At 70.0% G+C, this 25,049-nt stretch carries 1 protein-coding gene (cut by a window edge); it reads right to left on the reverse strand.

Features of this window, described 5'->3' with window-relative positions; genetic code table 11:
• Positions 1-25,049, reverse strand: partial view of a non-ribosomal peptide synthase/polyketide synthase gene (locus OHS03_RS24700; RefSeq protein ID WP_328657392.1) — the 3' portion only. Its footprint extends 18,724 nt past the window's final position; the window shows 25,049 of its 43,773 coding nt (coding positions 18,725-43,773); its start codon lies off the right edge, out of view; it ends in the stop codon at positions 1-3.

Below are 25,049 nucleotides of genomic sequence, written 5' to 3' on the forward strand. Positions count from 1 at the left end.
CTATTCGGCGACGATCACCGTCACTTCACCCTCGGCAGCATCGGTCGCCTCGCCCGCCACCACGAACCAGTGCGTCACCTCGCCCTCGGCCAGGTCGTCTTCGACCGAGGCGTCGGGGAGCACCGACAGGGCGCCCGCGGTGGACGAGGCCAGGAATTCCTGGACGGCGGCCGGGCCGGAGGCATGGGTGGTGTAGATGGTGCATTCGTAGTCGATGCCGTGTTCGTCGCGGAGGCGCTCGGCGAGGGCTACCGCGTCGGACTGGCCGAGGACCGTGGTGTTCTCGCCGGAGACCAGCACGAAGGCTGGGTGGTCTTCGGTGAGCGGACGGACTCGGTCGGCGTAGGACACGGGGTGGGCCGCGGCCGCAGCGATGTCGGCTTCGATGTCGGGCATGACCAACCACTGGCCCGCCACGCCGGCGACCGGGGTCGCACTGATGCCGAAGGTCGCTCCGGCGGCCGCGATCTCGACGCCGGAGAGTTCGCCGGCGAACAGGGCCGCGGCGCCCGCCTTCTGGACCGCCCAGGCGGCGAGGACCGAATCCACGCTGCGCGGCAGCGAAATCGCGACCACATCGCCGGGGCCCGCACCGCGTGCGATGAGCACGCGGGCCAGCTGTGAAGACTTGCGATCCAGTGCGCTGTAGGCGATTTCGCTGTCGCCGCGCAGCAGAGCCGGGGCCTGCGGGTCGGCTTCGACGACCTCGGCCAGCACCTTGGCCACCGTCTGCGCGCCGACGCCGGTAGCCACCGGAGCCGAAACAGCGGCTGTCACACCGGAATCGGCGAGCAGCTGGGCTCGTTCGCTCGCGTCGAGGATGTCGATGTCGCCGACCAGGCCGGTCGGGTTGTCGAGCAGCTCGTCGAGCACGCGCAGCAGGCGCTGCGACAGTGTGCGAACCTCGTCGGCGGTGAAGGTACTGGTCAGGTACTTCATCGTGATCTCGATGGTCGACTCGGCCATCACCACCAGCGTGAGCGGGTAGTGGGTGGCGTCGTCGAGGCCCACACCGGTGACCTGCATGCCGTCGATCGAGCTCGCCGCGGTGACGGCGTCCTTGTCCATCGGGTAGGACTCGAACACCACGAGGGTGTCGAACTGCGAGCCCATGCCCGCCACCCGCTGGATGTCGGACATCCCGACGAAGTGGTGGCTGAGCAGTTCGGCCTGCTCGGACTGCACCCGCTGGGTCAGCTTCTCCGCGGTCATCCGGTCGTCGATCTGGATGCGCACGGGCAGGGTGTTGATGAACAGGCCGACCATCGACTCGACGCCGGGCAGCTCCGCCGGGCGGCCGGAGACCGTCGCGCCGAACACCACGTCGTCACGGCCGGTGAGGCGACCGACGACGATGCCCCACGCGGTCTGCAGCAGTGTGTTCACGGTGACGCCGAGTTCGCCCGCGAACTTGCCGAGGGCTCTGGTGCGGTCGTTGTCGATCTCGACGATGACCTTGTCGAGTTCGTAGCGTTCCTCGGTGCGCGGCGCGGGCGCGAGCTGGGTGGGGCCTTCGACCCCGGCCAGCGCTTCGGCCCATACCTGCAGCGACACCTCACGATCCCAGCCCGAGAGCCAGGACAGGAAGTTGCGGTAGGACGCCACCCGCGGGAGCGCGGTGAGGTCACCGCGCACCGCGTAGAGGACGAGCAGGTCGCGCATGAGCAGCGGCATGGACCAGCCGTCGACCAGGATGTGGTGGACGGTGATCGCCAGGTGCGCGGTGCCCTCGCCGGTCGTGTACAGACCGAAGCGGATCAGCGGCGCGGTGGCCATGTCGAACTGGTCGGCGCGGTCGGCGAGCAACAGTTGCCGCATGCGCGGCATCCGCTCGTCTTCGGGCAGGTCGGTGAGGTCGACCTCGCGCCACGGCACCTCGAGCTCGGACAGCACCACCTGCACCGGCTGACCGGCCGAGTCGGTGACGAACGCGGTCCGCAGGTTCGGGTACCGGTCGAGCACGGCCTGGGCCGCGCCGCGTAGACGCTCGGTGTCCAGGGTGCCGGTCAGGTCGAGCACGGCCTGCACGGTGTAGACGTCGACGGTCGCCGAGCTGAGCATGGCGTGGAACATCAGGCCTGCCTGCAGCGGCGAGAGCGGCCACACTTCCGACAGCGCGGGGTAGTCGCGCTCCCAGAGTTCGATATCGGACTGCCCGACCCGCACGAGCTGCATGTCGGACGGGGTGAAGCCACCCGCGTCGGCACGCTGCGCGTGAGTGGCGAGCGCGGTCAGCGCGGCCACGAACAGATCGGCGAACTCCTGGGCCTGGTCGGCGGTGAGCAGGCCCTTCGGGAACGCGATATTCGCGCCGAGCTGTGGGCCCTCGTCGCCGTCGTTGACGATGGCGTTGATGTCCAGCGTCGCGTTGGCGGGCATGTCGAGGTCCATCTCGGCGTCGAGCTGACCCAGATCCGCCACCGGCACCCAGCCGAGTTCGGCGAGCTCGGCGGGGATCTCACCGGCGGTCGCGCGGCCGAGGTAGTTGAAGCTGATCTGGCCGACGCTCGGCAGATCCGCGCCCTCGGTGGTGAGGTACTTCAGCACGCCGTAGCCGATGCCCTTGTCCGGCACGGCCAGCATCTGCTCCTTGACCGACTTGATCACGTCGGCCAGCACGGCGCCGCCGGCGAACGCGTCGTCGAGGTCGGCGCCTGCCAGGTCGAGTCGGATCGGGAAGGCGGTGGTGAACCAGCCGACGGTGCGCGACAGGTCGGCACCGGCGACGATCTCTTCCTGGCGGCCGTGGCCCTCCAGCTTGATCAGTGCCGCGGTGCCGGATTCGTCACCGCGCCACCGGGATACGGCCAGTGCGAGTGCGGTGAGCAGGCCGTCGTTGACGCCGCCGTGGTAGAGGCCGGGGATCGCGGTGAGGACCGCGTCGGTGACCTCGGGCGAGAGGGTGACCTGCACCCGGTCGACGGTGGCGAAGGTGTCGACCTTCGGGTCGAAGGCCCGCGCGCCCAGCTGCGGATCGGCGGTGGCCGAAACCTCGCGCCAGAACGGCAGTTCCGCACGACGATCCGTCGACTGTTCCACCAGGCTGTGCGCCCAGCGACGCATCGAGGTGCCGTTGACGGGCAGCGCGACCTGCTGACCCGCCGCGATCTGGCCCCAGGCCATGCCGAGGTCCGGGATCAGGATGCGCCAGGAGACGCCGTCGATCACGAAGTGGTGGCCGACGACGAGCAGCACGTCGCGACGACGCGGGCCCTCGGCGGGCGCACCGAAGGTGAACCAGACGAACTGCACCATGGCGGCGTTCGCGGGATCGAGTCGACCCATGGCCTCGTCGTATTCGACGCTGGCCAGCTTGGACAGCTGGTCCTCGGCGACGTCACCGGCGACCTCGACCCGACGCACGAGTGTGGTCACGTCGACCTCGCCCGGCGCCAAAGCCTCGAATTCCCACCCGTTCTCGCCGCGAGCCACCCGCGAACGCAGCACGTCGTGGTGGTCGAAGACCGCGCCGATCGTGGCGTGCAGGACCTCGGCCGTGATGTTCTCGGGCAGGCGCAGCACCATCGACTGGGAGAACCGGTCGTAGGTGGAGCCACCGGCCAGGATCTGGCGCATGATCGGCAGCATCGGGATGTCGCCGACACCGCCGCCCGGCAGTTCCTCGAGGACGATCTGCTCGGCGTCGCCCGCGAGCACGGCGATCTCGGCAAGCCCTGCCACGCTGCGCTTTTCGAACACGTCGCGCGGCTTGAAGAGCACGCCGCGGTCCTTGGCGCGCGAGACCAGCTGGATGGACAGAATCGAGTCGCCGCCGAGGGCGAAGAACGAATCGTCGAGACCGACGGCGTCGACACCGAGCACCTCGGCGAAGACGACGGCGATGATCGCCTCGACTTCGCTTGTCGGCGTGCGGAACTCGCGCGGGGCGAGAACGGGCTCGGGCAGTGCGCGACGATCGAGCTTGCCCGCGGGGGTCAACGGGATCTCGTCGAGAACCATCACGGCGGCGGGCACCATGTGCGCGGGCAGGTGCTGCGCCGCGTAGTCGACCAGGGCGGCCGGGTCGACGTTGCCGCGCACGTAGGACACCAGGATGGTGGCGCCCGCGTCGGTCTTGCGACCGATGGTGGCGGCGAACTCGACGTCGTCGTGCGCGGTCAGGACCGCGTCGATCTCGCCCAGTTCGATCCGGAAACCGCGGATCTTCACCTGGAAGTCGTTGCGGCCCACGTATTCCACGACCGGCTTGCCGTTCACCGTGCGCCAGGCGACGACGTCACCGGTGCGGTACAGCCGCTCGCCGACGGCGTACGGGCTGGCCACGAAACGCTCGGCGGTGAGGCCGTGGCGCGCGTGGTAGCCACGAGCCAGCGGGACGCCCCCGAGGTACAGCTCGCCGGCCACACCCTCTGGCACGGGCCGCAGGCGAGAGTCGAGCACCAGCACGGTCGCGCCCGCGATCGGGCCACCGATGTTCATGGTGTCGCTCGGCAGCAGCGGATCGGACAGGTTGGTGGCGATGGTCGCCTCGGTCGGACCGTAGGCGTTGTAGAACCGGTGGTGTGCCGGGTCGGTGCCCGCGCTGTGCCAGTTCGCGACCAGGTCGACGGGGGCCTTGTCGCCACCGACGATCAGCGCCTGGAGTCCGGCCAGCGCCGCGGGTTCCATCGACGCCGCGACCAGCGGGGTGAGGAACACGTGGGTGAGCCGCTCGCTCGCGATGATGTCGGCCAGCTCCTCGCCGCCCACCACGCCGACCGGCGTGATGACGAGGGTGCCCGCCGAGCCGGCCGCGAGCAGGAACTCGAGGATCGAGGCGTCGAACGACGGTGACGCGAAGGCCAGGGTCCGAGCGTTCTTGTCCAGACCGAACTGCGCGACCTGGGCGGCGGCGAAGTTGGGTACACCGGCGTGGGTCACGACGACGCCCTTGGGCAGACCCGTCGAACCCGAGGTGTAGATCATGTAGGCCGTGTTGTCGGGGCGCACCGCGCCACGACGATCGGCCTCGGTGATCTCGGCGTCGGACTGCGCGGCGATCTGGGCTTCGGTGGCCGCATCGTCGAGAGTGAGCCAGTCGCCCAGCGCGGGCGCGGGCAGGTGGTCGACCTCGGCCGACACCGTGATGCCCAGTGCCGCACCGGAGTCCGACATCATGTGCGCGATGCGCTCGGCCGGGTACTTCGGATCGACCGGCAGGAACGCCGCGCCGGTCTTGCTGACGGCCCAGATGGCCAGGGTGGTGTCGAGCGAACGCTGCATGGCGATCGCGACGACCGTCTCCGGCGCGGCGCCACGTTCGATCAGCACCCGCGCCAGACGCGAGGAGGCCGCGTCGAGTTCGGCGTAGGTGAGCGAGGCCGATTCGCCCGGCGCGACGATGGCCTGACCGGTCGGGTTCGTCGCCACGGCCTGCGCGAGGAGCTCCGGCAAGGTACTCACCGAAGCGGCGGGACCGCCTGTGCGAGAGAGCAGTTCGGTGCGCTCGGACTCGTCGAGGAGTTCGAGATCGCCGACCGGCGTCGTGGTGTCGGCGACGACCTCGGCGAGCAGACGCTGGAAGCGCTGCGCGAACTTCTCCACCGTCGACTGATCGAACAGCGCACTGGCGTAGGAGAACTCGGCGTAGGCGCCCGCGTCGTCACCGGCCGTCGCCTCACGCACGGTGAGCAGCAGGTCGAACTTGGCGGTGTCGACGTCGAAGTCGACGGCCGAGACCGACAGACCCGGCAGTTCGAAACTGGCGTCGGGCAGGTTCTCGAACGACAGCGCCACCTGGAACAGCGGGTGCCGCGCGGTGGAGCGCTCGGGGTTGAGCAGTTCCACCAGACGCTCGAACGGGATGTCGGCGTGGGCGAAGGCGGCCAGGTCGGCTTCCTTGGCCTGGGTCAGCAGCTCCGCGAAGCTCAGCTGTCCACCCACCTGCGTGCGCAGGGCGAGGGTGTTGACGAACATGCCGATCACGTCGTCGAGTTCGGCCTCGCCACGGCCCGCGATCGGGGTACCGATGACGATGTCCTCGGTGCCCGACATGCGCGCCAGGAATACCGCCAGCGCGGTGTGCACGACCATGAACAGCGTCGCGTTCTGCTCGCGAGCGATGGCGGACAGTCCGGCGTGGATGTCGCCGCCGATCGGGAACAGCACCCGGCCACCGGCGAAGGACTGCGTGCTCGGACGCGGCCGATCCAACGGCAGGTTCAGCTCGTCGGGGACGCCGGCGAGCGCGCGCTTCCAGTAGTCGGCCTGCTGGGCAACGAGGCTGGTCTCGTCGGTCTCGGCGCCGAGCACCTCACGCTGCCAGACGCTGAAGTCGGCGTACTGCACCGGCATCGGCGCCCAGCCCGGCGCCTCACCGGCGGCACGCGCGGCGTAGGCGATCATCACGTCGCGGGTCAGCGGGCCCATGGACCAGCCGTCGGCACTGATGTGGTGGGCGACGAAGACGAGGACGAACTCCTCGCCCGCGATGCGTCCGGCGGGCCCGGAGGCGGTAGCGGAGCGTGACCACGCAGGGCCCTCGGACGCATCGCCATCGGACACAGCGACCTGCATCAGCTTCGCGCGCAACGGGACTTCGTCGATCACGTCGAAGCCGGTGGTGATCAGTTCGGCGATCTTGTCGCGAACCTGTTCGGGGGCAACGGTTTCCGGCGTCAGGTCCGGCACATTGCCCTCGACCGGCAGGATCACCTGGTGCGGTGTGCCGTCGGTCGACGGGTACACCGTGCGCAGGGTCTCGTGCCGTGCGAGCACATCGGCGACTGCCAGCTGCAATGCCTCGACATCCAGCGCGCCCGACAGGCGGACGGCGACGGGGATGTTGTTCACCGAGGACGCGGTGTCGAACTGGTTCAGGAACCACATGCGCTGCTGTGCGAGCGACAGCGGCACCTGGTCCGGACGCGGCCCGGCGACCAGCGCGCGACGCCCACCGGCGCCCGCACCCTGCTCGACCTTCACCGCGAGACCGGCCACCGTGGATGCCTCGAACAGCAGGCGCACGGGCACCCGACTGTCCAGTGCGGCACCGAGGCGGGCCGTGACCTGGGTGGCCAGCAGCGAGTTACCGCCGAGGGCGAAGAAGTCGTCGTCGGCGCCGACGCGCTCGGCGCCGAGCACATCGGCGAACACGCCTGCCACGATTTCCTCGATCGGGGTCGACGGTGCGCGGAAGGCCTGTGCCTCGAACTCCGGCTCCGGCAGTGCCTTGCGGTCGAGCTTGCCGTTCACGTTGAGCGGCAGCGCGTCCAGCACCACGAAGGCGGCGGGCACCATGTACGACGGCAGACCGGCCGACAGCGTCGACTTGACCTGTGCCACATCGATATTCGTGCCGACCAGGTAGGCGACCAGGCGGTCGCCGGTGCGCGGATCGGACTTGGCGATCACGGCGGCCTGCGCGATCTCGGGCAGCGCGAGCAGCGCGGCCTCGATCTCGCCGAGCTCGATCCGGAAGCCTCGGATCTTCACCTGGAAGTCGGTGCGGCCTCGGTAGTCGAGTTCGCGGTTGTTCCAGGCCACCAGGTCACCGGTGCGGTACATGCGGGTACCGGGGGTGAACGGGTTGGCGACGAAACGGTCGGCGGTCAGGTCGGCGCGGCCGAAGTAGCCACGGGCCAGCTGCGCGCCGGCCAGGTACAGCTCACCGGCGACGCCGTCGGGCACCGGGCGCAGGCGCTCGTCGAGCACGTAGACCTGACTGTTCCACTCGGGCGAACCGATGGAGACCGACACCTGGTCGGCGGCGTTCACCCGGTGCGAGGTGATCGAGACCGCGGCCTCGGTCGGGCCGTACAGGTTGAACAGCTCGGTGCGGCTGAACTCGGCGCGGAAGCGCTGGGCCAGCGAGCCCGGCAGCGCCTCACCGATGGCCAGGACCCGCCACAGCGAATCGGGCATCCCCGAGGCGAGCAGCGCGTCGAGCATCGACGGCACCACGTGCAGGGTGGTGACCCATTCGCGCGACATCAGCTCGTTGAGATAGGCCGGGTCGCGATGGCCGTCGGCCGAGGCGATCACCAGGCGGCCACCGCAGGCCGCTGCCGACCAGAACTCCCAGACCGAGAGGTCGAAGGTGGCGGCGGTCTTGAGCAGCACCGCGTCGGCGGCGTCCATGCCGAACTCGATCAGCTTCCACTGCAGCTGGTTGGCGATCGCGGCGTGCGGAACCGCGACACCCTTCGGGCGGCCGGTGGAGCCGGACGTGAAGATCACGTACGCGGTGTTCTCCGGACGCAACGGTGCGGTGCGCTCGGCATCGGAGATCGGGGCGGCGTCGATCGATGCCAGGTCGAGCTCGTCGATGCGGATCACCGGTGCGACATCGGTGGCGAACTCGGCGTTGGTCAGCACGCAGACCGGTGCCGCCGTCTCGAGGATGTAGTCGGTGCGCTCGGCCGCCTGATCGGGGTCGACCGGCACGTACGCACCACCGGACTTGGCCACCGCGTACATCGCGACGACCAGGTCCACCGAGCGGCGCATCGCCAGCGCGACACGGGACTCCGGGCCCACGCCGAGCGAGATCAGGTGCCGCGCGAGGCGGTTCACCTTCGCGTCGAGTTCGGCGTAGGTGAGCTGCGCGCCGTCATCGGTGACCAGAGCGGTCGACTTCGGATCGGCGGCCACCGACGCGTCGAGCAGCGAGACCAGGGTGGCCTCGGCGTCGACCGGGTAGGCGGTGGCATTGCGGGCGTCGAGCACCTGGGTGCGTTCGGCCGGGGCCAGCAGCTCGATATCGCCGACCGCGGTGCGCGGGGTGGCGACGATCGCGCCGAGCAGGCGGACGAAGCGCTCCACGAAACCTTCGACCGTGGCGTGGTCGAACAGGTCGGTCGCGTAGGTGAACAGACCCGAGATGCCTTCGGGCTCGCCGGCGTCGCCGTAGCGGTCGGTGGCGATCAGGTGCAGGTCGAACTGCGACAGCTTGGAGTCGATGTCGAGGCCCGAGACCGTCAGGCCGGGCAGTTCCAGGGTGGCGCGGCTGAGGTTCTGGAACGACAGGCCCACCTGGAACAGCGGGTGCCGCGCGGTGGAACGGACCGGGTTGAGCACCTCGACCAGGCGCTCGAACGGCACATCGGCGTTGGCGAACGCCGCGATGTCGTCCTCACGCTGGCGGGCCAGCAGCTCGGTGAAGGCTTCGCCGCTGTCGACCTTGGTGCGGAAGACCAGGGTGTTGACGAACATGCCGATCATGTCGTCGAGGGCGGCTTCGCCACGACCGGCCATCGGGGTGCCGATGGCGATGTCGTCGGTGCCCGACAGACGGGCGAGCAGCACCGCGAGGGCGGTGTGCACGACCATGAACAGCGTCGCGCCCTCGGCGCGGGCCAGTTCGACCAGCGCGCGGTGGGTGTCGGCGTCGATCTGGACGTCGACCTTGCTGCCCGCGAACGTCTGCACCGCGGGGCGCGGACGGTCGGCGGGCAGGTCGAGCTGGTCGGGCAGATCGGCGAGGGCCTGCTTCCAGTGCGCGACCTGCTTGGACGCCATCGAATCGGCGTCGTCCTCGCTGCCGAGGAGGTCGCGCTGCCAGATGCTGTAGTCCGCGTACTGCACGGCCAGCGGCGCCCAGCCGGGCTCGGAGCCCATCGAGCGGGCCGCGTAGGCGGTCATCAGGTCGCGGGTCAGCGGGGCGACCGAGGAGCCGTCACCGGAGATGTGGTGGATGACAAGGGCGAGGACGAACTCGTCGGTGTTCTCGACGCGGAAGAGCGCGACCTTGAGCGGCACCTCGACGGTGACGTCGAACATCGTCGACATCAGTTCCGCGACCGCCGATTCCATCTCCTCGGCGGCGACGATGCGTTCGATCAGTTCCGGCGCCGCCTGCGCGGGCGACAGGATCACCTGTGCCGCACCGGATTCGGTCTGCGGGTAGATCGTGCGCAGGATCTCGTGGCGCGACACCAGGTCGGTGACCGCGGCACGCAGCGCGGCGATGTCGAGTTCGCCGGTGAGGCGGACCGCGACCGGCACGTTGTAGGCCGCCGACTGGGTGTCGAAGCGGTTGAGGAACCACATGCGCTGCTGCGCCAGCGACAGCGGGATGTGCTCGGGGCGAGGACCGGCGGTGAGTGCCTTGCGGTCACCGATTTCCGCGTGCTGCTCGACCCGGTGGGCGAGCGCGGACACCGTGGACGCCTCGAACAGCAGGCGCACCGGGATTCGGGTGTCGAGCGCTTCGCCGAGGCGTGCGGCGACCTGTGTGGCCAGCAGCGAGTTACCGCCCCAGGCGAAGAAGTCGTCGTCGAGGCCGAAGCGCTTGTCGGCATCGAGGCGGAGGACCTCGGCGAAGGTGGCGGCCACGAGCTGTTCGCTCGGGCTCACCGGCGCGCGGAACACGGCCTTCTCGACCTCGGGCTCCGGGAGAGCCTTGCGGTCGAGCTTGCCGTTGGCGTTGAGCGGCAGCGCGTCGAGCTGCAGGAACACGGTCGGAACCATGTACGACGGCAGCTCGGCGGCCAGTGCGGCACGCAGGGCCAGCTTGTCGACCGCGTCGTCGGCCACGACGTAGGCGACCAAGCGATCGCCGACCACGGGATCGGTGTGGGCCAGGACAGCGGCGGAGGTGATGCCCGGCTGGCGCAGCAGCGCGGCCTCGATCTCGCCGAGCTCGATCCGGAAGCCACGGATCTTCACCTGGAAGTCGGTGCGGCCCCGGTAGTCCAGTTCACCGTCGGCGTTCCAGGCGACGAGGTCACCGGTGCGGTACATGCGCTCGCCGAGCACCGAGAACGGATCGGCGACGAAACGGTCGGCGGTGAGATCGGCGCGACCGTAGTAGCCGCGGGCCAGCTGGGCGCCGGCCAGGTACAGCTCACCGGACACGCCGACCGGAACCGGGCGCAGGCGCGAATCCAGCACGTAGACACGGCTGTTCCACTCCGGCGCACCGATCGAGACCGACACCTTGTCGGCGTCGGTGACCGCGTGGCTGGTGATCGAGACCGCGGCCTCGGTCGGGCCGTACAGGTTGAACAGCGCGGCGGTGTTGGCGGTACGGAAGCGCTGCGCGGTCGCGGCGGGCAACGCCTCACCGATCGCGAGGACGCGACGCAACGTACGCGGGAGTGCCGCACCGGATTCGGTGAGTAAGGCGTCGAGCATCGACGGCACCACGTGCAGTGTGGTGACGCCGGTGGCCCGCATCAGGTCGTTGAGGTAGGCCGGGTCACGGTGGCCGTCGGCGGTGGCGACCACCAGGCGGGCACCCGCGACGGCGGCGGTCCAGAACTCCCAGACCGAGAGGTCGAAGGTGGCGGCGGTCTTGAGCAGCACCGCGTCGTCGGCTCCGATGCCGAATTCGGCCGTCTCCCAGAGCAGCTGGTTGACGATCGCGCCGTGCGAGACCGCCACGCCCTTGGGCTTGCCGGTCGAACCGGACGTGAAGATCACGTACGCGGTGTTCGCCGGAACCAGGGTGCGCCCGGTGATCGCGGCGTCGCTGACAGCGCTCAGGTCGAGCTCGTCGAGGACCACCACTTCGGCTGCCGCCGTGCTGAATTCGGCGTTCGACGTGGTCAGCACGACAGCGGGCGCGGCCGTCTCCAGGATGTAGTCGGTGCGCTCGGCGGGCTGATCCGGGTCGATCGGCACATACGCCGCGCCTGTGCGGGCCACCGCGTACATCGCGATGATCAGCTCGGCGGAGCGGCGAATTGCCAGCGCCACCCGGTCCTCGGTGCCGATGCCCCGCGAGATCAGGTGCCGCGCGAGGCGGTTCACCTCGGCGTCGAGTTCGGCATAGGTCAGGGTCGCGAAGCGAGTCGATGAGGGGTGGTGGTCGGGCGACGGGTGGGCGAGCTCGCGGCGACCGTCGGCCTCGTCGACGACCAGCGCGACGGCATCCGGAGTCGCGGTCACGCTGGCGTCGAGCAGCGACACCAGGGTGGCGTCGGTGTCGACCTCGTGCGCGGTGTCGTTCCACGCCGTGACGATCTGCGCGGATTCCGGCGTGGTGAGCAGGTCGATATCGCCGACCGCGATGGTGGCGTCGGCGGCGACCGCGTCGAGCACCAGCACGAAGCGGTCGGCGAAGCTCTGGACCGTCGCCTCGTCGAACAGGTCGATGGCGTAACCGAATTCGGTGACCAGCTGAGCCGGTGCGCCGTCGTCGGTGTAGCGGTCGTAGAGGGTGACGTGCAGGTCGGTCTTGGCCAGCTGCGAGTCGTAGTCGACGGCGCTGACGGTCAGGCCGGGCAGTTCGAAGGTGGTGTCGGCCAGGTTCTGGAACGACAGGCCAACCTGGAACAGCGGGTTGCGCGCGGTGGAGCGGACCGGGTTGAGCACCTCGACCAGACGCTCGAACGGTACGTCGGCGTTGGCGAAGGCTTCCAGGTCGCGGTTGCGCACATCGGCGAGCAGTTCGGCGAAGGACGCGCCGGAGTCGACGGCGGTGCGGAACACCAGGGTGTTGACGAACATACCGATCAGGTCGTCGAGCTCACGCTCGCCACGGCCCGCGATCGGGGTGCCGACGGCGATGTCGTCGGTGCCGGACAGGCGAGCGAGCAGCACTGCGAGCGCGGCGTGCACGACCATGAACAGCGAGGCGTTGTTCGCCCGTGCCAGGTCGTGCAGGGCCGCGTGGCGGTCCGGGTCGATCTCGAAGCGGATGGCCTGACCCTGGAACGACTGCGCGGGTGGGCGGGGCCGGTCGGTGGGCAGTTCGAGCTGGTCGGGCAGGCCCGCGAGCGTTTCGGTCCAGTAGGCGACCTGCTTGGTCGCCAGGGATTCGGGATCGGTCTCGTCGCCGAGGACTTCGCGCTGCCACAGCGCGTAGTCGGCGTACTGCACGGGCAACGGTGCCCACTGCGGCGCCTCGCCCTGCACGCGGGCCACGTACGCGGCCATGATGTCGCGTGCGAGGGGGCCCATCGACGAACCGTCGGCGGAGACGTGGTGGACGGTGAACGCGAGTACGTGATCGGTCTCGGTGAGTTCGAACAGCGCGACCGCCAGCGGCACCTCGCGGGTGACGTCGAAGGTCGTCATCGCGAATTCGATGACCGCGCCGAGCAATTCGGTCTCGTCGACCTCGATGTGGTGCACCTGCGCGCTGATCTGTGAGTTCGGCAGGATCACCTGATGAGGGCCGTCGGGCGAGGCCGGGTAGGTGGTGCGCAGCATCTCGTGGCGGGCGAACACGTCGCCGATGGCCTGTTCGAGCGCGGGCACGTCGAGTTCGCCGGTGAGGCGGACGGCCAGGGGGATGTTGTCGACCGCGGAGGTAGAGGTGTCGAACTGGTTGAGGAACCAGTACCGCTGCTGGGCCGGCGAGAGCGGGATGACGGCGGGCCGCTCCCCCGCGGTCAGGCGCGGTCGGGTCCGGCCGGAGCCCGCGTTGTGCTCGGCGCGGGCGGCCAGCGCGGAGACCGTCGAGGCCTCGAACAGGTCGCGCACCGAGAGCTGGGTGTCCAGGGCCGCGCCGATGCGGGCGGTGACCTGGGTGGCCAGCAATGAGTTGCCGCCGAGTTCGAAGAAGTCGTCGTCGGCGCCGACGCGGGTCACGCCGAGCACGTCGCCGAAGGTGCCCGCCACGATCTCTTCGATCGGGGTGGACGCCGCGCGGAACACCTTGGCCTCGAACACCGGCGCGGGCAGCGCCTTGCGGTCGAGCTTGCCGGAGGCGTTGAGCGGGAAGGCATCCAGGATCACGAAGGCGGTGGGGACCATGTAGGTCGGCAGCGCGCCACCGAGGTCGGTGCGCACGGCATCGAGGTCGATGCTCGTGCCGGCCGCCGGGATCAGGTACCCGACCAACTGGTCGCCGAGGCGGTCGTCGGAGCGGACCACGACCACGGACTGGGCGATCGAGGGCAGCGCGGTGAGCGCCGACTCGATCTCGCCCAGTTCGATGCGCAGACCACGCAGCTTCACCTGGAAGTCGGTGCGGCCCAGGTACTCCAGCTCGCCGTCGGCGGTCCAGGTGACGAGGTCGCCGGTGCGGTACATCCGCTCGCCGTCGGTCCCGAACGGGTCGGCGACGAAGCGGTCGGCGGTGAGGTCGGGACGGTTGACGTAACCGCGCGCCAGCTGGACACCGGCCAGGTACAGCTCGCCGGGAACGCCGACGGGCGTCGGGTGCAGACGCGAATCCAGCACGTACACCTGGGTGTTGAAGACCGGCGCACCGATCGGCACCGAGGTGGTGTCGGCGTCGGTGACCTCGTGGAAGGTGACGTCGACGGCGGCCTCGGTGGGGCCGTACAGGTTGTGCAGGGCCGCGCCGGTGAGGGCGCGCATCCGCTGTGCGGTCGGCGCGGGCAGTGCCTCACCCGAGGCGAACACCAGGCGCAGGCTGTTCGAGATCTGCCGTCCGTCGGCAAGCGCGACAGCGGCGGACTCGGCGAGTTCGGCGACGAACACCGACATCATCGACGGCACGAAGTGCGCGGTGGTGACGCCCTCGGTGGCGATGATCTCGGCCAGGTAGGCCGGATCGCGGTGACCGTCGGGCTTCGCGACAACCAGCTTCGCACCGATCTGCAAGGGCCAGAAGAACTCCCACACCGACACGTCGAACGTGGCAGGCGTCTTCTGCAGAACGACGTCCGCTTCGGTCAGGCCGTACGCGGCCTGCATCCACACCAAACGGTTGACGATCGCGCCATGGCTGACCGCCACACCCTTCGGACGACCCGTCGAACCCGACGTGAAGATCACATACGCCGTGTTCTCCGAACGCAGCGGGGCGATCCGCTCGGCATCGTTGACCGGCGCATCCGAGTAAACCGAGAGATCCAGGCGTTCGATGTTCAGCGCCGTGGTCGAACCCGCGTCGAATTCGTCACGGACAGTGGTCAATACGCACACCGGCGCCGCGGTCTCGAGCACGTAGTGGGTGCGCTCGGCCGGGTGGTCTGGGTCCAGCGGCACGTAGGCGCCACCGGCAACGCTCACCGCGTACATGCCGATCACGAGGTCGAGCGAGCGGCGCATGCCGAGCGCGACCATGGTGTCCGGGCCGACGCCCTGGGCGATGAGATGACGGGCAAGGCGGTTCACCTGCGCGGTGAACTCGCGGTAGGACAGACTCGTCCTCTCGAAGGTGACGGCGGTCGCGTTCGGGCTGGTCACGGCCTGCGCCTCGAACATCGACACCAGCGTGGCGGCCTGATCGACCGGGTGCTCGGTGGCGTTCCAGCCGGTGACCACCTGGCGGTATTCGGCCGGGGCCAGCAGGGCGACCTCGCCGATCGCGCGGGCGGGCTTGGCCACGACCGCTGTCAGCATCCGCACCAGGCGCTGCGCGAGGGCGGCGATGGTGTCGGCGTCGAACATGTCCGTGGCGTAGGCGAATTCGGCGGTCATGCCGTCGGCGGAACCGTCGGCACGGTGACGATCGGCCAGGTTCAGATGCAGATCGAACTTGGCGGTGACCACATCCAGCGGCACGCCCGCGACCTCGAGGCCGGGCAGTTCGAAGGACGCCTCGCCGGTGTTCTGGAACGACAGCATCACTTGGAACAGCGGGTGGCGGGCCTGCGAACGGGCCGGGTTGAGGATCTCCACGAGCCGTTCGAACGGCAGATCGGCGTGGCCGAAGGCGGCGAGGTCGTTCTCCCTGGTCTGCGCGAGCAGCTCGGTGAACGGCTGGGCCGGGTCGACGGCGCTGCGCAGGACCAGGGTGTTGACGAACATGCCGATGGCGTCGTCGAGCACCGCTTCACCACGACCGGCGACGGCGGTGCCGATGGCGATGTCGTCGCTGCCCGACAGGCGGGCCAGCAGCGCGGCGAACGCGGCGTGCACGACCATGAACAGGCTGGCGCCGTGTTCGCGGGCCAGCGCGTTGAGTCCGGCCGACAGGGCGGGGTCGATCGAGAACTCGTGTACCCCACCGCGGTTGGACGCGACGGCGGGACGGGCCCGGTCGGCGGGCAGGTCGAGCTGGTCGGGCAGCCCTGCCAGGTTCTGCGACCAGTAGGCCACCTGCTGCGCGATCATCGACGCCGAATCTGCTTCGGAGCCCAGCGTTTCGCGCTGCCACAGGGCGAAGTCGGCGTACTGCACGGGCAGTGGCGCCCAGCCGGGTGCCTCACCGCGCGAGCGGGCGGCGTAGGCGATCATCACGTCGCGGGCCAGCGGGCGCACCGACCAGCCGTCACCGGAGATGTGGTGCACGACGAAGACCAGCACGTGGATGTCGGGGTGCGAACCATCCATCGAGCCCGCGACGCGCAGCAGTTCGGCGCGCACCGGGACCTCGGCGGTGACGTCGAACCCGGCGAGCACGAGTGCGCTGATGCGGTCGCGGATCTCGTCCTCACCGACGGTGATCGGGTGCAGCGAGATCGGCATCTGCCCGGCAGGCAGGACGACCTGGACACCCTGACCCTCCGCAGTCTCCGGGTAGACGGTGCGCAGCACCTCGTGCCGGTCGACCACGTCGGCGACGGCCTGACGCAGAGCGTCGATGTCGAGGTCACCGGTCAGGCGGACCGCCAGCGGGATGTTGTTGACGCCGGTCGCACTGTCGAAGCGGTTGAGGAACCACATGCGCTGCTGGGCGAGCGAGAGCGGGATCTGGTCCGGGCGCGCACCGGCCACGAGCTCGCGGCGGCTGCCGCTGCCCGCGTGGACCTCGACCTTGGCGGCCAGCGCGGACACCGACGGCGCTTCGAACAGCGCGCGCACGGGGACGCGGGTGTCGAGGGCGGCGCCGAGGCGGGCGACCACCTGGGTGGCGATGAGCGAGTTGCCGCCCAGGTCGAAGAAGTCGTCGTCCAGGCCGACCGCGCGGTCTCCGGACAGGCCGAGCACCTCGGCGAAGGTGGCGGCGACGATCTCCTCGATCGGCGTGCGCGGCGCACGGAACTCCCGCGCCTCGAACACCGGCTCCGGCAGGGCGCGCCGGTCGAGCTTGCCATTGGCGCTCAGCGGCATCTCGTCGATGACGACGAAGGCGGCCGGAACCATGTAGGACGGCAGCTGCGCGGCCAGATGCGCGCGCAGCGCGTCGATGTCGACGGTCGCGCCCGCGGCGGGGACGACATAGCCGACGAGCTGGTCGCCGGTACGCGCGTCCGAACGCACGACCACCACGGCCTGCGTGACGGTGTTGTGCGCGGTGAGCGCGGCTTCGATCTCGGCGAGCTCGATGCGCAGACCACGCAGCTTCACCTGGAAGTCGGTGCGGCCGAGGTAGGTGATCACGCCGTTCTCGTCGCGGCGGACGAGGTCACCGGTGCGGTACATCCGTTCGCCGTGGGTTTCGAACGGGTCGGCGACGAAGCGGTCGGCGGTGAGATCGGGGCGGCCGAAGTAGCCGCGGGCCAGCTGGGCGCCGGCCAGATACAGCTCACCGGCGACACCGGCGGCGACCGGGTGCAGTCGCGAATCCAGCACGTAGGCCCGCGAGTTCCAGACCGGCGAGCCGATCGGGACGGCGCCGTCGACCTGGTCGGCGACCGGGCCGTGCGTCGCGTGGACAGTGAACTCGGTGGGGCCGTACAGGTTGAACAGGGCCGCGTCGCTCACCGTGCGCAGTGCCACGACCGCGTCGGCGGTGAACGCCTCACCGGCGATCAGCAGGGCGCGCAGCGAGGACAGCGCTCCGCCCGCGACGGCGGCGGCATCGACGCTGCCCGCGAAGACGGTGAGCATCGACGGCACGAACGAGGTCATCGTGACCTGTTGCGCGGCAATGACATCGGCGAGGTACTGCGGATCGCGGTGACCGTCGGGGCTCGCCACGACGATCCGGCCGCCGGTGCTCAGCGGGCCGAACAGCTCCCACACCGACACGTCGAAGGTGGCGGGGGTCTTGAACAGCACCACATCGTCGGCGTCGATGCCGTATTCACCGGTGATCCACCGGATCTGGTTCACCACGGCCGAGTGCGGCACGGCCACACCCTTCGGGCGGCCGGTCGAGCCGGAGGTGAAGATGACGTAGGCCGGGTGCTGCGGGAGCAGCGGAACGATCCGGTCGGCATCGCTGACCGGAGTCTGCGGGTACGCCGAGAGGTCGATCGCGTCGATGACCAGCGTCATCGGGGCGGTGTCCACGACCGCGTCGTCGTCGAGTCCGAACCCGTCGCGGGTGGTGGTGAGGACTGCGACCGGAGCCGCCGTCTCCAAGACGTAGGTGATGCGGTCGGCGGGCTGGTCCAGGTCGAGCGGCACGTAGCCACCGCCTGCTTCCTGCACCGCGTACGCGGCGACGACCAGGTCGATGCTGCGGCGCAGGCCGAGCGCGACGAGGGATTCCGGGCCGACGCCCGCGTCGATCAGGCGGTGCGCCAAACGGTGCACGCGAGCGGCGAATTCGGCGTAGGTCAGGGTCTCGCCGGTGGCGGGGTCGACCATCGCGACCGCGTCGGGAGTGGCCAGCGCCTGGCGGGCGAACTCGTCCACCAGAGTGCCCGCGCCGGGCAGCTCGTGCGCGGTGTCGTTCCAACCACGCACGGCCAGTGCGGTTTCAGCGGAGTCGAGCAGGGCGATGTCGCCGACAGCGCGGTTCGGAGCCGCGGCGATCTCGGCGAGCAGGCGAGCGAAGCGAGCGCCGAAGCGGTCCATGGTGGCCGCGTCGAACAGATCGGTGGCGTAGATCAGCTCGGCGACGATGCCGGACGCGTCGCCCGGCTTCTCGGTGAGCACCACCTGCAGGTCGAACTTGGCCACGTCGATCGGCAGTTCCACACCGCTCACGGTGAGGCCGGGCAGTTCCAGGCTGGTCTGGCCGGTGTTCTGGAAGGCCAGCATGACCTGGAACAGCGGGTGACGGGCCTGCGAGCGGGCGGGGTTGATGATCTCGACGAGCCGCTCGAACGGCAGGTCGGCGTGACCGAAGGCCGCGATGTCGCTCGCGCGGACCGCACCGAGCAGGTCGGTGAAGCTCGCGTCGCCGTCGACCTCGGTGCGCAGCACCAGGGTGTTGACGAACATGCCGATCAGGTCGTCGAGGGCACGCTCGCCACGGCCCGCGATGGGGGTGCCGATGGCGATGTCGTTCTCGCCGGACAGGCGCGAGAGCAGCAGGGCCAGCGCGGCGTGGGCGACCATGAACAGCGTCGCGCCGCGGGTGCGGGCCAGCTCGGTCAATGCCGCATGGGTTTTCGCGTCGATTTCGAAGGTGTGGGTGGCGCCGCGTCCGCTGGCGACCGCTGGACGCGGCCGGTCGGCGGGCAGGTCGAGCTGCTCGGGCAGGCCGCGCAGGGTCGAACCCCAGTACGAGATCTGCTGGGCGATCACCGATTTCGCGTCGTCCTCGTCACCGAGCACGGCGCGCTGCCACAGCGCGAAGTCGGCGTACTGGACCTCGAGGGGACGCCAGGCCGGTTCGGCGCCTTCCACACGGGCGCTGTAGGCGGTCATCACGTCGCGGGTCAGCGGGCCCATGGAGAAGCCGTCGGCCGAGATGTGGTGCACGACAAGGGCGAGCACGTGTTCGGTGGGGCTCACCTCGAACAGGGCGGCGCGGAACGGCACCTCGGCGGTGACGTCGAACGCGGTGAGTACCAGCTCCGAAAGCCGTTGCGGCAGTTCGGCGACGGTGGTCTCGATCGGCGCCAGGTCGGGGATGACCTTGCCGGTCGGGACGATCACCTGGTAGCCGGCGCCCGACACCTCCGGGTAGTAGCTGCGCAGGGACTCGTGGCGGGCGAGCACGTCGGCCACGGCCACCTGCAGCGCCTGACGGTCGAGCAGGCCCGACAGCTGAACGGCGGCGGGGATGTTGTCCACCGCGGACTCGGGGTCGAAGCGGTTGAGGAACCACATGCGCTGCTGGGCCAGCGACAGCGGCACCCGCTCGGGGCGCTGCTGCGGCACCAGCGGCGCGCGACGTTCGGCACCGGAGTGCGTCTCGGCGCGGGCGGCCAGCCCGGCGACGGTCGAGGCCTCGAACAGCTCGCGCACGCCGATATCGGTCTCCAGCGCGGCCGACAGGCGGGCGGCGACCTGGGTGGCGGTCAGCGAGTTGCCGCCGAGTCCGAAGAAGTCGTCATCGAGACCGACCCGGTCCAGGCCGAGCACGTCGGCGAAGGTCGCGGCGACGATCTCCTCGACCGGGGTAGTCGGGGCGCGGAACACCGCGGCCTCGAACACCGGCGCGGGCAGCGCCTTGCGGTCGAGCTTGCCCGAGGCATTGAGCGGGAACTCGTCGAGGACGATGATCACCGCGGGCACCATGTAGGCGGGCAGGTTGTTGCCCAGTTCCTCGCGGGCGTCCTCGATGTCGACGGTACGGCCGGTCGCCGGGATCACGTAGGCCACCAGCTGATCGCCGGTGTGCTGCTCGCCGCGCACGACGACCACCGACTGCGCCACCTCGTCGAGGCCGGTCAGCGCGGACTCGATCTCGCCGAGCTCGATGCGCAGACCACGCAGCTTCACCTGGAAGTCGGTGCGGCCCAGGTATTCCAGCTCGCCCTGTTCGGTCCAGGCCACGAGGTCACCGGTGCGGTACATGCGCTCGCCGTCGTCACCGAACGGGTCGGCGACGAAACGGTCCGCGGTCAGGTCGGGGCGCGCCACATAGCCGCGGGCCAGCTGGGTGCCCGCGAGGTAGAGCTCACCCGCCACACCGACCGGGACGGGGCGCAGGCGCGCGTCGAGGACGTAGACCTGGGTGTTGAAGACCGGGGCGCCGATCGGGACGGTGTCCAGATCGGTGTCGACGACCTCGTGGAAGGTGACGTCGACCGCGGCCTCGGTGGGGCCGTACAGGTTGTGCAGCGCGGCGCCGGTCAGCTCGCGCAGACGGTGCGCGGGCTTGGGCGGCAACGCCTCACCGGAGGCGAACACCATCCGCAGCGACTCGCAGCGCGCGACATCGGCGTCGGCGACGAACACCGCGAGCATCGACGGCACGAAGTGCGTGACGGTGACGCCCTCGACGCGAATGATCTCCGCGAGGTACGCCGGATCGCGATGGCCGTCGGGCTTCGCGACCACCAGCTTCGCACCGATCTGCAAGGGCCAGAAGAACTCCCACACCGACACATCGAACGTGGCGGGTGTCTTCTGCAGAACGACGTCGGCCTCGGTCAGGCCGTACGCGGCCTGCATCCACACCAAACGGTTGACGATCGCGCCATGGCTGACCGCCACACCCTTCGGACGACCCGTCGAACCCGACGTGAAGATCACATACGCCGTGTTCTCCGGACGCAGCGGCACGATGCGCTGGGCATCGGTGACACGAGTGTCGGCGTAGCCGTCCAGGTCGAGCAGGTCGATCCTGACCTGTGCGGTGTCGATCTCCAGATCGGTGCCCGAGGTGAGCACACAGACCGGATCCGCCGTCGCCAGAATGTATTCCGTGCGCTCGGCCGGATGATCGGGGTCCAGCGGCACGTAGGCGCCACCGGCCACGCTCACCGCGTACATGCCGACGACCAGGTCGATCGAGCGGCGCATGCCGAGTGCCACATAGGTTTCCGGGCCCACACCGCGGTCGATCAGCCAGCGCGACAGGCGGTAGACCCGCTGGGCGAACTCGGCGTAGGACAGGCTCGTGCCCTCGAAGGACAGGGCGGTGGCCTGCGGCGTACGAGCGACCTGGGCCTCGAACATCGAGACGAGGGTGGCCCGCTGGTCCACCTCGTGCGCGGTGGCGTTCCACTCACGCACGACGAGTTCCCGTTCGGCGGCGTCGAGCAGTTCGATATCGCCCACAGCGACCGTCGGTTCCGTGGTGATCGCGGTGAGCACCCGGATCAGGCGCTCGGCGATGCGATGCACGGTGGCGGCGTCGAACAGGTCGCTCAGGTAGCCGGCGCGCACGCGCAGCTGGGTGTCGAGCTGGGCGATCAGCGACAGCGGGTAGTGGGTGGCGTCGGCGGCGTCGAGGCCGGTGACAGCCATGCCATCGATGTCGGCGGCCTGGGCCTTGATGCCCTCGGCGTCGACCGGGTAGGACTCGAAGACCACCAGCGAGTCGAACAGGCCACCGATTCCGGCCGCGGACTGGATCTCGGCGAGGCCGATGTAGTGGTGGTCGAGCAAGTCGGCCTGCTCGCCCTGGGTGCGGGTCAGCACGTCGCGCACCGTTTCGGCGGCGTCGAAGCGCACGCGCACCGGAACGGTGTTGATGAACAGACCGACCATGGACTCCACGCCCGAGAGCTGCGCGGGACGGCCCGAGACGGTGGTGCCGAAGAGCACGTCGTCGCGGCCGGTCATCCGGCCGAGCACGATCGACCAGGCCACCTGCAGGACGGTGTTCGGGGTGACGCCGAGGTCGGCGGCCAGCGCCACGAGCCGCGCCGTGGTGGGCTCGTCGAGGTCGAACAGGTACTCCTCGGACAACGCGGCGATCTCGCGGCTCGCGTCGGGGCGGGCCAGCATGGTCGGCTCGGTGACGCCGCGCAGCGCGTGCGACCAGGCTTCCACCGAGACCGAGTGATCCTGGCGGGCCACCCATTCCAGGAAGTGGCGGTAGGAGCGGACGGCGGGCAGCGCGCTCGCGTCGCCGTGCAGGGCGTAGAGCGCGAGCAGGTCACGCATGACCAGCGGCGTCGACCAACCGTCGAGCAGGATGTGATGGTTGGACACCACGAAGCGCCACTCGTGCTCGGCGATCTGGATCAGCGTGAAGCGGATCAGCGGCGGGTTCGCCAGGTCGAAGCGCGCGGTGCGGTCGGCCTCGACGAGGTCGGCGTATTCACCGGTCTCGATGCGGTCGTGTTCGGTCCACGCCACGCGCGTGGTGTCGAGGACGACCTGCACGGCATTGCCGTCGTGGTCGGTGACGAACGCGGTGCGCAGGGTTTCGTGGCGGTCGAGCAGCGCCTGGGCGGCGGCGCGCAGACGGGTGGCGTCGACGCGACCGGTGAGCGTGAGGACCGCCTGGGCGGTGTAGACGTCGACCGAGGTGGCGGCCAGGCGGGCGTGGAAGAACAGACCCGCTTGCAGCGCGGCCAGCGGCCACACCTGGGTGAGCTCGGGGTAGCGCTTCTCCCAGGTGTCGATATCGCGCTGGGTGGAGCGCACCAGGGCGAAGTCGGACGGTGTGTGACCGCCTGCCTCAGCCGAATTGGCATGCCGGGCAACAGCTTCCAGCGCGGTGATCCACAGGTCGGCGAACTCGCGCACCTCGGCCTCGGCGAGCAGCGTGCTCGGGTAGCCGATATTGGCGCTGAGCTTGTCGCCGACGACGATCGCGTTCACGTCCAGTGGCGCCATCGCGGGCATATCCGCGTCGTAGGCGCCGCCGAGCGCTGCCAGCTCGGGTGCGGGGATCCAGCCGAAGCCGCGCAGGGCATCGGGGACATCGCTGTCGGCGACGCGGCCGAGGTAGTTGAAGCTGATCTGGCCGGGGAGCTGCGTGGGCAGTTCGGCGGCGGTCTCGGCGTTCATGTACCGCAGCAGGCCGTAGCCGATGCCCTTGTCGGGCACCGAGAGCAGCTGTTCCTTGACCGCCTTGACGGCCTGGCCGAGCGCCGGTCCACCGGCGAGAGCGGCGTCGATGTCGATGCCTGCCAGGTCGAGGCGGACCGGGAAGATGGCGGTGAACCAGCCGACGGTGCGCGACAGGTCGGCGCCGGGCGCGACCTCTTCCTCACGACCGTGGCCTTCGAGGCGCACGAGCAGTGCGTCGCTGGTCGAGTCGGCGCGGCGGCCGTTACCCAGCGCGCCGGGGCCGGTGCGGGTGGAGCGCCACTTGGCGGCGGCCAGCGCGAGCGCGGTGAGCAAGCCGTCGTTGACGCCACCGTGGAACAGGGCGGGGACCGTGGTGAGCAGTGCCTTGGTGACCTCGGCGGAGACCTCGACCGGCAGCTTCTCCACCACGCCGGAGACGTCGACCGCCGGGTTCATCGCCCGCTCGGTGAGCAGCGGGTCCGGGGTGTCGACGACCGCGCGCCAGAAGTCGAGCTCGGCGGCGCGTTCGGCGCTCTTCGCCTCGTCGGCGAGGGCGTGCGCCCAGGCTCGCATCGAGGTCGCGGGGGCCACCAGCTCCGGCTGTTGACCGGCCGAGAGCTGACCCCACGCGGCGACGAAGTCGGGGACGAGGATGCGCCAGGACACACCGTCGACCACCAGGTGGTGCGCGACGACGATCAGTCGACCCGCCCGTGCGGCGGACCTGGTGGACGTGGCCGAGTCGCCGGCGTCCGGCGCGCCGGGCTCGAGCCACACGAATCGCACCACGACACCGTCGGCGGGATCGAGGCGATCCAGGCTGGCATCCAGTGCGGCAGAGGCGATGTCGACGAGCTCGGCGTCGGAGACGGTGGGATCGAAGACGGTGTGGTCGATGCGCGCGGCGGCGTCGACCGTGCCTGCGGGGGCGGTATCGACGACCCAGCGGCCGTCGACCTGGTGCAGGCGCGAGCGCAGCATGTCGTGGCGGTCGATCACCGCGCCGACGGTGGCGGCGATGCCCGCGCGGTCGATGCCGACCGGCAGCTCGAGAGCCATGGTCTGGTTGAACCGGTCGAACGAACCGGACCGCTCCGCCATGAACCGCACGACCGGGGTCAGCGGCATCTCGCCGACGCCGCCACCGGGCAGCTCGGCGAGGGTGATCGCGGAAGCCGCGGCGACATCGGCGGTTTCGGCGACCGAGGCCAGCCCCGCGACGGTGCGCTGTTCGAAGACGTTGCGCGGGGAGAACAGCACGCCACGGGCCTTGGCCCGGGAGACGAGCTGGATGGAGACGATCGAGTCGCCGCCGAGGGCGAAGAACGAATCGTCCACGCCCACGCGCTCCACACCGAGTACCTCGGCGAAGACCTCGGCGATGGTCTGCTCGATCGGGTTGCGCGCGGCGCGGAAGGTGACCTCGGTGGCGAAGACCGGCTCCGGCAGCGCCTTGCGGTCGAGCTTGCCGACCGGGGTCAGCGGCACGTGGTCGATCACCATGATCGACGACGGCACCATGTACGCGGGCAGACGATCCTCGACATGCGCGGTCAGGGCGGCGACATCGATCGAATGACCCGGTGCGGCAACCACATACGCGACCAGCGAGACAGCGCCCGCAGTGCTCTTGTGGCCGACGGTGGTCGCGAAGTCGACAGTCTCGTGCGAGGCGAGGGCGGAGTCGATCTCGCCCAGTTCGATACGGAAGCCGCGGATCTTGACCTGGAAGTCGGAGCGGCCGACGTACTCGACGGTGCGCTCGGCGG

Origin of the sequence: Nocardia salmonicida, assembly GCF_036142455.1 — a bacterium.
In the GTDB taxonomy this organism is placed as follows: Bacteria; Actinomycetota; Actinomycetes; order Mycobacteriales; family Mycobacteriaceae; genus Nocardia; species Nocardia salmonicida.